This is a genomic window from Actinomadura macrotermitis (assembly GCF_009604375.1).
Lineage (GTDB): Bacteria > Actinomycetota > Actinomycetes > Streptosporangiales > Streptosporangiaceae > Spirillospora > Spirillospora macrotermitis.
In genome coordinates, this window is sequence record NZ_WEGH01000003.1 from 1,520,668 (window position 1) to 1,533,101 (window position 12,434).

At 68.8% G+C, this 12,434-nt stretch carries 8 protein-coding genes; all 8 read right to left on the minus strand.

Annotated elements, in window-relative coordinates; genetic code table 11:
• Window positions 1-109 precede the first annotated feature (109 nt).
• Entirely contained in the window at window positions 110-1,303 is a 1,194-nt protein-coding gene (gene tuf / locus ACRB68_RS28540) for an elongation factor Tu (RefSeq protein WP_328594894.1), read from the minus strand.
• Between the two features lie 77 nt (window positions 1,304-1,380).
• Window positions 1,381-3,492: an elongation factor G gene (gene fusA, locus ACRB68_RS28545; protein ID WP_328594895.1), complete on the minus strand. Its 2,112-nt coding sequence runs from the start codon at window positions 3,490-3,492 to the stop codon at window positions 1,381-1,383.
• Between the two features lie 42 nt (window positions 3,493-3,534).
• Entirely contained in the window at window positions 3,535-4,005 is a 471-nt protein-coding gene (gene rpsG / locus ACRB68_RS28550; protein WP_067806994.1) for a 30S ribosomal protein S7, read from the minus strand.
• On the minus strand, window positions 4,005-4,379 hold the full coding sequence (gene rpsL, locus ACRB68_RS28555) for a 30S ribosomal protein S12 (RefSeq protein ID WP_019632621.1): 375 nt from the start codon (window positions 4,377-4,379) through the stop codon (window positions 4,005-4,007). The genes rpsG and rpsL overlap by 1 nt, the downstream gene beginning before the upstream one ends.
• 568 nt (window positions 4,380-4,947) lie before the next feature.
• The gene (locus ACRB68_RS28560; protein WP_153537496.1) at window positions 4,948-6,723 is read right to left on the minus strand and encodes a hypothetical protein; all 1,776 of its coding nucleotides are present in this window, start codon (window positions 6,721-6,723) and stop codon (window positions 4,948-4,950) included.
• Between the two features lie 426 nt (window positions 6,724-7,149).
• Window positions 7,150-7,407: a hypothetical protein gene (locus ACRB68_RS28565; protein ID WP_153537498.1), complete on the minus strand. Its 258-nt coding sequence runs from the start codon at window positions 7,405-7,407 to the stop codon at window positions 7,150-7,152.
• A 156-nt stretch (window positions 7,408-7,563) separates the two neighbouring features.
• Window positions 7,564-11,442 (minus strand): DNA-directed RNA polymerase subunit beta', encoded by a 3,879-nt coding sequence (locus ACRB68_RS28570; RefSeq protein WP_328594896.1) that lies wholly within the window; start codon window positions 11,440-11,442, stop codon window positions 7,564-7,566.
• A gap of 19 nt (window positions 11,443-11,461) precedes the next feature.
• Window positions 11,462-12,434 (minus strand): DNA-directed RNA polymerase subunit beta (locus tag ACRB68_RS28575; protein WP_456356040.1); only part of this gene is annotated, 973 nt, incomplete at its 5' end.

The window sequence follows — 12,434 nt, forward strand, 5'->3', positions numbered from 1 at the left end:
GGTGGCCTCGGTGTCCTTTGCTGGTAGTGCCGCTGTTACTGATCTGGTTCGTGCCGCGGCGGCCGGGTTGCGCGAGGCATTGCCCGGCCGCCGCGGCGACGAAGGGGTGTTACTTGAGGATCTTGGTCACTCGACCGGCGCCCACGGTCCGGCCACCCTCGCGGATGGCGAACTTCAGGCCGTCCTCCATGGCGATGGGCTGGATCAGCTCAACGCGCATCTCGGTGTTGTCGCCCGGCATGACCATCTCGACACCCTCGGGCAGGTGCACGACGCCGGTCACGTCCGTGGTACGGAAGTAGAACTGCGGGCGGTAGTTGTTGAAGAACGGCGTGTGGCGGCCGCCCTCGTCCTTGGACAGGATGTAGACCTGCGCCTCGAACTCGGTGTGCGGGGTGTTGGTGCCCGGCTTGATGATGCACTGGCCGCGCTCGACGTCCTCGCGCTTGATGCCGCGCAGCAGCAGGCCCACGTTGTCGCCGGCCTGGCCCTGGTCGAGCAGCTTGCGGAACATCTCGACACCGGTGACCGTGGTCTTGGTCGCCGTGTCCTTGATGCCGATGATCTCGACTTCCTCGTTCACGTTGACCACACCGCGCTCGATGCGGCCGGTCACGACGGTGCCGCGGCCGGTGATCGAGAAGACGTCCTCGACCGGCATCAGGAACGGCTTGTCGGTGTCGCGCTGCGGCTCCGGCACGTTCTCGTCGACGGCCTTCATCAGCTCGAGGATCGACTCGCCCCACTTGGCGTCGCCCTGCAGCGCCTGGAAGGCGGACACGCGCACGACCGGGACGTCGTCGCCCGGGAACTCGTACTCCGACAGCAGCTCGCGGACCTCGAGCTCGACGAGCTCCAGGATCTCCTCGTCGTCCACCATGTCGCACTTGTTCAGCGCGACGACGATGTAGGGGACGCCGACCTGGCGGGCCAGGAGCACGTGCTCCTTGGTCTGCGGCATCGGGCCGTCGGTGGCGGCCACGACCAGGATCGCGCCGTCCATCTGCGCGGCACCGGTGATCATGTTCTTGATGTAGTCCGCGTGACCCGGGCAGTCGACGTGGGCGTAGTGACGCGACTCGGTCTGGTACTCGACGTGCGCGATGGAGATGGTGATACCGCGCTCGCGCTCCTCCGGCGCCTTGTCGATGTCCTCGAACGGCGTGAAGGGGTTGATGTCCGGGTACGCGTCGTGCAGCACCTTGGTGATCGCCGCGGTAAGGGTGGTCTTACCGTGGTCGATGTGACCGATGGTGCCGATGTTCACGTGCGGCTTGGTCCGCTCGAACTTGGCCTTCGCCACTGTTGCTCCTTGTTGCGATCCTCGGCCGGCTTGCCGACCGCTTCATGTCCGTCTGAGTGACCTTGGCAGGCCGGGAGCTACTCGCCCCGCGCCTTGGAGATGATCTCCTGTGCGACGTTCGAGGGAACCTCGGCGTAGGAGTCGAACTGCATCGTGAACACAGCCCGGCCCTGGGTCTTGCTGCGCAGGTCGCCCACGTAGCCGAACATCTCGGACAGGGGGACCAGGCCCTTGACGACCCGCATGCCCGCGCGCTCGTCCATCGACTGGATCTGCCCGCGACGGCTGTTGATGTCGCCGATCACGTCGCCCATGTTCTCCTCGGGCGTGGTGACCTCGACGGCCATCATGGGCTCCAGGATGGTCGCCCCGGCCCTGCGGGCGGCCTCCTTGAACGCCATGGAGCCGGCGACCTTGAACGCCATCTCCGAGGAGTCGACCTCGTGGTAGGCGCCGTCTCGCAGCGTGACCTTCACACCCACCATGGGGTAGCCGGCCAGCACGCCGAACTCGGCGGCCTCCTGGCAGCCGGCGTCGACCGAGGGGATGTACTCCCGCGGGATGCGGCCACCGGTGACCTTGTTCTCGAACTCGTACCCGTCGCTGCCCTCGCCGAGCGGCTCCAGGTCGATGATCACGCGGCCGAACTGGCCCGAGCCACCCGTCTGCTTCTTGTGGGTGTACTCGACCTTCTCGACCTTCTTGGTGATGGTCTCGCGGTAGGCCACCTGGGGCTTGCCGACGTTGGCCTCGACCTTGAACTCGCGCCGCATGCGGTCGACGAGGATCTCCAGGTGCAGCTCGCCCATGCCGGCGATGACCGTCTGACCGGTCTCCTCGTCGGTGCGGACGGTGAAGGAGGGGTCCTCCTCCGCCAGCCGCTGGATCGCGGTGCCGAGCTTCTGCTGGTCGGCCTTGGTCTTCGGCTCGATCGCCACGTGGATGACCGGCGCCGGGAAGTTCATCGACTCGAGGACGATGGGGTCCTTCTCGTCGCTCAGCGTCTCGCCGGTGGTGGTCTGCTTCAGACCCATGACGGCGACGATGTCGCCGGCGCCCACGCGGTCGATCTCCTCGCGCTTGTTGGCGTGCATCCGGTAGATCTTGCCGATGCGCTCCTTGCGCTCCTTGACGGAGTTCAGGACCGCGGTGCCGGTCTCCAGCACGCCCGAGTAGACGCGCACGAAGGTCAGCTTGCCCAGGTGCGGGTCAGAGGCGATCTTGAAGGCCAGGGCGGAGAACGGCTCGTCCTCGCTCGGCTTGCGGATCAGCGCCTGCTCCTCGTTGCGGACGGCGTGGCCCTCGATGGCCTCGACGTCCAGCGGCGACGGCAGGAAGCGCACGATCGCGTCCAGCAGCGGCTGCACGCCCTTGTTCTTGAAGGCCGTGCCGCACAGCACCGGGGTCGCGTTGCCGGCGATGGTGGCGCGGCGGATGGCCGGGTAGAGCTGCTCCACGGTGGGCTCGTTGCCCTCCAGGTACAGCTCCATGACCTCGTCGTCGGCCTCGGCCAGCGTCTCGATCAGCTTGTCGTGCCACTCGCGCGCGGTGTCGGCGTGGCTGTCGGGGATGTCGACGACGTCGTACATCTCGCCGAGCTTGGCCTCGTCGTTCCAGACCAGGGCCTTCATCGTCACCAGGTCGATGACGCCCTTGAAGTCGGCCTCGGCGCCGATCGGCAGCTGCAGCACCAGCGGGGTCGCCTGCAGGCGGTCGCTGATCATGTCGACGCAGCGGTGGAACTCCGCGCCGACGCGGTCCAGCTTGTTGACGAAGCAGATGCGGGGCACGTTGTACCGGTCGGCCTGGCGCCACACGGTCTCGGACTGCGGCTCGACGCCGGCGACGCCGTCGAACACCGCGACCGCGCCGTCGAGGACGCGCAGCGAGCGCTCCACCTCGACGGTGAAGTCGACGTGGCCCGGCGTGTCGATGATGTTGATGGTGTGCTTGACGTCATTGACCGGCCAGGTGCAGGTGGTGGCCGCGGAGGTGATGGTGATGCCCCGCTCCTGCTCCTGCTCCATCCAGTCCATCGTGGCCGCGCCGTCGTGGACCTCGCCGATCTTGTAGCTCATCCCGGTGTAGTACAGGATGCGCTCGGTCGTCGTGGTCTTGCCCGCGTCGATATGGGCCATGATCCCGATGTTGCGGACCTTGGCCAGGTCTACACCGGTTTTGGTAGCCACTGTGTCCTCGCGTCGTCTCGTCGTCAGTCGTGTTCCGCCGGATTACCAGCGGTAGTGAGCGAAGGCCTTGTTGGACTCCGCCATCTTGTGCGTGTCCTCGCGCTTCTTCACAGACGCGCCGAGGCCGTTGCTCGCGTCGAGCAGCTCGTTCATCAGCCGCTCGGTCATGGTCTTCTCGCGACGCTGCCGGGCGTAGAGCACCAGCCAGCGCAGCGCCAGGGTGGTGCTGCGCGCCGGCCGCACCTCCACCGGGACCTGGTAGGTCGCGCCACCGACACGGCGGCTGCGGACCTCAAGGGTCGGCTTGACGTTGTCGAGCGCGCGCTTCAGCGTGACGACCGGGTCGTTGCCGGTCTTCTCGCGGGCGCCCTCGAGGGCGTCGTACACGATGGACTGCGCGATGGAGCGCTTGCCGTCCAGGAGCACCTTGTTGATCAGCGCGGTGACCAGCGGCGAGTTGTACACCGGGTCAGCGATGAGCTGGCGCTTGCCAGCGGGGCCCTTGCGCGGCATTAGCTCTTCTCCTTCTTCGCGCCGTAGCGGCTGCGCGCCTGCTTGCGGTTGCGGACACCCTGGGTGTCGAGCGAGCCGCGGATGATCTTGTACCGAACGCCCGGGAGGTCCTTCACTCGGCCACCGCGCACGAGCACGATCGAGTGCTCCTGCAGGTTGTGCCCGACGCCGGGGATGTAGGCCGTGACCTCGATCCCGCTGGTCAGCCGGACACGAGCGACCTTGCGAAGCGCGGAGTTCGGCTTCTTGGGCGTCGTCGTGTAGACGCGCGTGCAGACACCCCGGCGCTGGGGGCTGCCCTTAAGCGCAGGCGTCTTGTTCTTGGTCACCTTGTCCTGGCGGCCCTTTCGGACCAGCTGCTGGATCGTGGGCACCGCGTCTCCGTCTTCCTCGTACCGAGCCGGTAAGTCTTGTTCTGTCAGGGTTCCACTCACGTGGGACCCGTCATCACCACCTCGTCTGAGGCTGTGACCTGCCGGTTTCCCGACCTCTCCGACCCACGCGGTCGGGCGTGTCGTCCTCACCGGGACCGACACAGACCGCCCGGCCCGCAAAAGGGCCGAATCAAGCCGGGGAGTGATTGCGGCGCCGGCTCCCATCCCTCTACTACAGGGACTCGCCGGAGCGCACGCAGAGCGGCCCGCATAGTGCGGGCACAAGGACAGAGATTACCGACCCCCGGGCGAAAGGTCAAAGCGAGCGGCTCACTATCGCGCCCACCCCCTCCGGCGCAAGCCCGCGAACCTTTCGCGAGCCGCCCCGCCCAGGCGGTTTCCGCCGGTCCGGCGTCCTGATCCGCGGCGGACGTGCCGTAGGACACGTCCCCTCCCACAACGGCGGAATGCCGACGGATGTTCCGTCGCGGGACGGTGCATCCATCGGCATTCCGTCCCGGCCCGCCCCTGCCGGGGCGGAACCGGGCGAACCCTTCGCTCCCGCCGGCTACATCATCATGACGGCGATGATCACGATGATCACCACGACGGCGACGACGCCGGCGGTGATCAGGATCAGGTTCTTGTTGCCCTTGCCGCCGCCCTCGGAGGCACCGTAGGCCGCGGGCTGCTGGCCGTACGGCTGCTGCTGCTCGCCGCTCTGGCCGTACTGCTGCTGGCCGAAGCCGCCCTGCTGCTGCTGGTCGCCGTACCCCTGCTGACCGAAGCCCTGCTGGCCGTGGTCGCCCTGCTGCCCGTACTGCTGCTGCTGACCGTAGGCCTGCTGCCCGTACTGCTGCTGGTCGCCCTGCTGGCCGCCGTACTGCTGCTGGGCCTGCTGCCCCTGCTCGCCCTGGCCGTACTGCTGCTGGCCGAAGCCACCCTGCTGCTGCTCGCCCTGCTGGCCGTAGGCCTGCTGACCGTACTGCTGCTGCTGGGCCTGCTCGCCGTACTGCTGCTGACCGAAGCCGCCCTGCTGCTGGGACTGGTCGCCGTAACCCTGCTGACCGAAGCCCTGCTGCTGCTGGCCCTGGCCGTACGCCTGCTGCCCGTACTGCTGCTGGGACTGGTCGCCGTAGCCCTGCTGACCGTAGGCCTGCTGACCCTGCTCGCCCTGCTGGCCGTACTGCTGCTGGCCGAAACCGCCCTGCTGCTGGCCGTAGGGCTGCTGCCCCTGGTCGGGCGACTGCCACTGCTGCTGACCGACGTCCATGCGGGTCCGGTCGTGCTGGTCGCCACCGGACTGGGCGGACGGGTCGAACGCCTGCGTCGGCCGGACGTCCTCGCCCTGCTGCTGGGAGGAGGCGCCGTAGGAGGGCTCCTCCGCCGGCGCGGGCGCGCCGAAGCCGGAGTCGGGCGGCGGGACCATCATCGTCCGCTCGTGGTCGCCCTGCCCCTGCTTCGGCTCGGCCGCCCAGGGCTCGGGCGTGGCCGGCGGCGTCGGCGTCTGCCACGGCTCGGCGGGCGGCTCGGGCTGCCGGCGCTCGGGACCCGAGGCGACCGGCACGTCGGGGCCGGGCGACCAGTGCAGCGTCGACTGGTCGTCCACCGGGGGCCGCTGCTGCTGCTCGGGCTGGGCCGGGGTCGCGCCGGGGCCGGGGACGATCAGCGTCCGGTCGTTCCCGCCGCTCTCACCACCCGCTGAGGGCTGCTCAGCCGGCGGCTGGAAGCCCGGGGCGGAGTACTGGTCCTGCTGCTGGCCGTACTGCTGCTGCTCGGGCTGCTGCCCGTACGGGGCCCGGGAGACCTGCCCGTAGTCCTGCTGCTGCTCCGGGGGGCCGTACTGCGGCTGCTGCGGGTACCCGCTCTGCTGCTGCTGCTGTTCAAAAGGCTGCTGGCCGTACTGCTGCTGCTGGTCCTGCTGCGGCGGCGCGTACTGCTGCTGCTCCTGCTGGCCGTAACCCTGCTGCCCGAAACCACCCTGCTGCTGGCCGTACTGCTGCTGCTCGTACGGCTGCCCGTACTGCTGCTGGCCGTAGTCCTGCTGCTGCTGGTAGGGCGGCGCGGGCGGCTGCTCCTGCTGGAAAGCCGACAGCGGCTGCTCGACCATCGTCGGCGGTGCCGCCGGCGGGGTGGGCGGTGTGGGCCGCTCCCCCTGTGGGGGCGTCTCCTGCTGCGGCTGCTGGGCCGGGGCCTGGCCGCCGAGCTGCGGAGCGCCGAAGACCACCGTGCGGTCCCCCATGGGGCGCGCGGGAGGCTCCTGCTTCCGCTGCTCCTCGGCGGGCTTGTCCTTGTCGTCAGGCAACGGCCACTGCGGACCCTGCGTGCCGTCATTCTCGGTCATCGTCGGGCTCCTTCAGCGCCGTCGTCCCGGACGCCGCGCGCCCGGTTCCGTGCCTGTTCGCTCGAAGGCGCGCGGCGCATAACGCGGCCTCCAAGCCATGTCACCGACTCCCCCGGGACACGGCGGCTCCGCTCCAAGGGGAGTTTCGCCACCAAGCCTGCCCCGATCGCCGGTGGTATCGCAAATCACCACCCTTGATAGACGCCGAAACTTCCTGGCACGTTCCGTCCCCGAACGCGCCCCTCACAAACGGAAACCCCTGGCCCGCAGCGGCCGTCCGGCCGGTCACCTCCCGGAACGATCAGCATGTCCCCGGCCGCGGGACTCCGGTGCGGCGCGCGGCGCCGCGCGTCCCCGCGCCCCTTTGGCCCGGAACGCCGAGAGGCCCCCTCCGGGTGGTGGAGGGGGCCTCTCGGTGGTCGCGGGTCAGGAGTAGGTGTGGCACTCGACTTCGGCGCGGCGGTCCGTCATGCCCTTGGCGACGCTCTGCTGCACGCACGCGCGCTGCTGGTCGGTGAGCTTGAGCCCGCCGCAGACCTCGGTGCCCGAGTACGTCCGGCAGTCGGCGCCCTGGGTCTGGTGGACGGGCGCTCGCGGCGGCGCCGCGGCCGAGGCCGAGATCGAGGCCCCTCCGGCGGCCAGTGCGAGCGTCATGACGGTGAGAACTGCGAGAAGTCTGTTCATGTAATCCCCCTGCTCACAGGCTAGTCAGCGTTGCCTTTGCGCAAGGTGATGGACGGCTAAAGCTAAGCAAAAGCCGCCAAAGGGGCGGTCATGCCGGGTCATGCGGAGGGGCCCCCGCCGACCAGTGGTCGGCGGGGGCCCCTCGGCGCGCAGGTGTTACCGGTTGTACTGCCCGAAGTCGTACTCCTCCAGCGGCACGGCCTCGCCGGAGCCCTGGCCGAAGGCGTACTCGGCGCCGTCGTCGTAGGACCCGACGGAGTACACCGCCGCCTTGGCCTCCTCGGTCGGCTCGACCCGGACGTTGCGGTACTGGGGCATGCCCGTACCGGCCGGGATGAGCTTGCCGATGATGACGTTCTCCTTGAGGCCGAGCAGCGGGTCGCTCTTGGCGTGCATCGCCGCCTCGGTGAGCACCCGGGTCGTCTCCTGGAAGGACGCCGCCGACAGCCACGACTCGGTCGCGAGCGAGGCCTTGGTGATGCCCATCAGGACCGGACGGCCGGCCGCGGGCGTGCCGCCCTCGGCCACCACGGCCCGGTTGCGCTCCTCGAAGATCGGACGCTCGATCAGGTCGCCCGGGAGCAGGTCGGTGTCGCCCGACTCCAGGATGTTCACCCGCTTGAGCATCTGCCGCACGATGATCTCGATGTGCTTGTCGTGGATCGACACGCCCTGCGAGCGGTAGACCTCCTGCACCTCGTGGACCAGGTGCAGCTGGACGGCCCGGGGGCCGAGGATGCGCAGCACCTCGTGCGGGTTCTGCGCGCCCTTGATCAGCTGCTGGCCGACCTCGACGTGGGCGCCCTCGCGGACGCCGTCCTCCAGGCGCGAGCGCATGGGGACCTGGTAGGCGATCTCCTCCGAGCCGTCGTCGGGGACGATGACGACCTTGCGGGTCTTCTCCGTCTCGTCGATCTTGACCCGGCCGGCGACCTCGGAGATCGGGGCCACGCCCTTGGGGATGCGGGCCTCGAACAGCTCCTGGACACGCGGCAGACCGTGCGTGATGTCGCCACCGGCCACACCACCGGTGTGGAAGGTGCGCATGGTCAGCTGGGTGCCGGGCTCACCGATCGACTGCGCGGCGATGATGCCGACGGCCTCGCCGACGTCCACCCGCTTGCCGGTGGCCAGGGAGCGGCCGTAGCAGGCGGCGCAGACACCGATCTTGGCCTCGCAGACCAGCGCGCTGCGGGTGCGGACCCGCTCCACGCCGGCCTCGACCAGGCGGGTGACCACCGCGTCGGACAGGTCGGTGTCGGCCGGGAAGATGACCGTCCCGTCGACCACGACGTCCTCGGCGATGGTGCGGCCGATGAGCATCGTCTCGGTCGTCGCGGGCTTGACCAGCGTGCCGTCGGGCAGCTTCTCGGCCACGTCGAACGGGATCGTGCGGTCGGTGCCGCAGTCCTCCTCGCGGACGATGACGTCCTGCGCGACGTCCACCAGACGACGGGTCAGGTAACCCGAGTCGGCGGTGCGCAGCGCGGTGTCGGCCAGGCCCTTGCGGGCGCCGTGGGTCGAGATGAAGTACTCCACGACCGACAGGCCCTCGCGGAAGGAGGACTTGATCGGACGCGGGATCGTCTCGCCCTTGGGGTTGGACACCAGGCCGCGCATGCCGGCGATCTGGCGGAGCTGCAGCGGGTTGCCGCGGGCGCCCGACTGGATCATCATCCAGATCGGGTTGGCCTTCGGGAACGCCTGCTCCATGTCCTTGGCCACGTCGGCGGTCGCGTGGTTCCAGATCTCGATGAGCTCCTGCTTGCGCTCATCGTCGGTGATCAGACCGCGGTTGAACTCGCGCTGCACCTTGTCGGCGCGGGCCTCGTAGGACGACAGGATCTCCGCCTTGTTCGGCGGGGTGATCACGTCGTCGATCGAGATGGTCACCCCGGACCGGGTGGCCCAGTGGAAACCGGTCGACTTCAGGGCGTCCAGCGCGTTGGCGACCTCGACCTTGGGGTAGGTCTCGGCCAGCTCGTTCACGATCGCCGAGAGCTGCTTCTTGCCGATCTCGTCGTTGACGAACGGGAAGTCGGCGGGCAGCGCCTCGTTGAACAGCGCGCGGCCGAGCGTGGTCTCCAGGCGGTAGGCCTGGCCCGGCTCGTAGCCCTCCGGCGCGGTCCACGACCGCGGCGGCGGGACGTCCTTCAGCCGGATCTGGATGGTCGCCTGCAGGTCCAGCTCCTGGCGGTCATAGGCCATGATCGCTTCGGAGATGGAGCCGAACGCGCGGCCCTCGCCGGGCGCGCCGTCCTTCTGCGTGGTCAGCCAGTACAGGCCGATCACCATGTCCTGGGTGGGCATGGTGACGGGCTTGCCGTCCGAGGGCTTGAGGATGTTGTTGGTGGACAGCATCAGGATCCGCGCCTCGGCCTGGGCCTCGGCCGACAGCGGCAGGTGCACCGCCATCTGGTCGCCGTCGAAGTCGGCGTTGAACGCCGTGCAGACGAGCGGGTGGATCTGGATGGCCTTGCCCTCGACCAGCTGCGGCTCGAACGCCTGGATGCCGAGGCGGTGCAGGGTCGGCGCGCGGTTCAGCAGCACCGGGTGCTCGGTGATGACCTCTTCGAGCACGTCCCACACGACCGGGCGGGCGCGCTCGACCATGCGCTTGGCGGACTTGATGTTCTGCGCGTGGTTGAGGTCGACCAGCCGCTTCATCACGAACGGCTTGAACAGCTCCAGCGCCATCTGCTTGGGCAGGCCGCACTGGTGCAGCTTCAGCTGCGGGCCGACGACGATGACCGAACGGCCCGAGTAGTCGACGCGCTTGCCCAGCAGGTTCTGGCGGAACCGGCCCTGCTTGCCCTTCAGCATGTCGCTGAGGGACTTCAGGGGGCGGTTGCCCGGACCGGTGACCGGACGGCCGCGGCGGCCGTTGTCGAACAGCGCGTCGACGGCCTCCTGCAGCATCCGCTTCTCGTTGTTCACGATGATCTCGGGCGCGCCGAGGTCGAGCAGGCGCTTCAGCCGGTTGTTCCGGTTGATGACGCGGCGGTACAGGTCGTTCAGGTCGGAGGTCGCGAAGCGGCCGCCGTCCAGCTGCACCATCGGACGCAGGTCCGGCGGGATCACCGGGATGCAGTCCAGCACCATGCCGAGCGGGCTGTTGCGGGTGTTGAGGAACGCCGAGACGACCTTCAGCCGCTTGAGCGCGCGGGCCTTCTTCTGCCCCTTGCCGGTGCGGATGATCTCGCGGAGCTTCTCGGCCTCGGCGTCCAGGTCGAAGTTCTGCAGCCGCGCCTGGATGGCCGCGGCGCCCATGCCGCCCTGGAAGTACTTGCCGAAGCGGTCGCGCATCTCGCGGTAGAGCAGCTCGTCGCCCTCCAGGTCCTGGACCTTGAGGTTCTTGAAGCGGCTCCACACCTCGTCGAGGCGGTCGATCTCGCGCTGCGCGCGGTCGCGCAGCTGCTTCATCTCCCGCTCGGCGCCGTCGCGCACCTTGCGCTTCTGGTCGGCCTTGGCGCCGGCCTCCTCCAGCTCGGCCAGGTCGCCCTCCAGCTTCTGCTGGCGGGCCTCGACCTGCGCGTCGCGGGCCTGCTCGATCTGCTGGCGCTCCACCGAGATGTGCGCTTCCAGCGTCGGCAGGTCGCGGTCGCGGCGCTCGGTGTCCACGCTGGTGATCATGTAGGCCGCGAAGTAGATGATCTTCTCGAGATCCTTCGGGGCCAGGTCCAGCAGGTAGCCGAGGCGCGAGGGGACGCCCTTGAAGTACCAGATGTGCGTGACCGGCGCGGCCAGCTCGATGTGGCCCATCCGCTCACGGCGCACCTTGGCGCGGGTCACCTCGACGCCGCAGCGCTCACAGATGATGCCCTTGAAGCGCACCCGCTTGTACTTGCCGCAGTAGCACTCCCAGTCCCGGGTCGGACCGAAGATCTTCTCGCAGAAGAGTCCGTCCTTCTCGGGCTTGAGGGTCCGGTAGTTGATGGTCTCGGGCTTCTTGACCTCGCCGTGCGACCACTGCCGGATGTCGTCGGCGGTCGCGAGGCCGATCCGCAGCTCATCGAAGAAATTTACGTCGAGCACTTGCATATCCCCTTTTGGATCAGACCTCGTCGACGCTCATCGCACCCTCATTGGGGCGCCGGGACAGGTCGATGCCGAGTTCCTCAGCCGCGCGGAAGACGTCCTCGTCGGTGTCGCGCATCTCGATGGACATGCCGTCGCTGGAGAGCACCTCGACGTTGAGGCAGAGCGACTGCATCTCCTTGATGAGGACCTTGAACGACTCCGGAATGCCCGGCTCCGGGATGTTCTCGCCCTTGACGATGGCCTCGTAGACCTTCACGCGGCCGAGCACGTCGTCGGACTTGATCGTCAGCAGCTCCTGCAGGGCGTAGGCGGCGCCGTAGGCCTCCAGCGCCCACACCTCCATCTCACCGAAGCGCTGACCGCCGAACTGCGCCTTACCGCCCAGCGGCTGCTGGGTGATCATCGAGTACGGGCCGGTCGACCGAGCGTGGATCTTGTCGTCCACCAGGTGCAGCAGCTTGAGGATGTAGGTGTAGCCGACCGAGATCGGGTCCTTGTACGGCTCGCCGGTGCGGCCGTCGAACAGCCGCGCCTTGCCGCCGGGACCGACCATGCGCTCGCCGTCGCGGTTCGGCAGGGTCGACTCGATCAGGCCGGTGACGTCGTCCTGGTGGGCGCCGTCGAACACCGGGGTCGCGGTACGGGTCCACGGCTCGGCCTTGTCGGCGCCGATCTCGCGCAGCTGGCGCTTCCAGTCGGCGTCGTCGCCCTCGATCTGCCAGCCGCGGCTGGCGACCCAGCCCAGGTGCGACTCCAGGATCTGGCCGATGTTCATCCGGCCGGGCACGCCGAGCGGGTTCAGCACGATGTCGACCGGGGTGCCGTCCTCCAGGAAGGGCATGTCCTCGGCGGGCATGACCTTGGAGATGACGCCCTTGTTGCCGTGGCGGCCGGCGAGCTTGTCGCCGTCGGTGATCTTGCGCTTCTGGGCCACGTAGACGCGGACCAGCTCGTTCACGCCCGGCGGGAGCTCGTCGCCCTCGTCG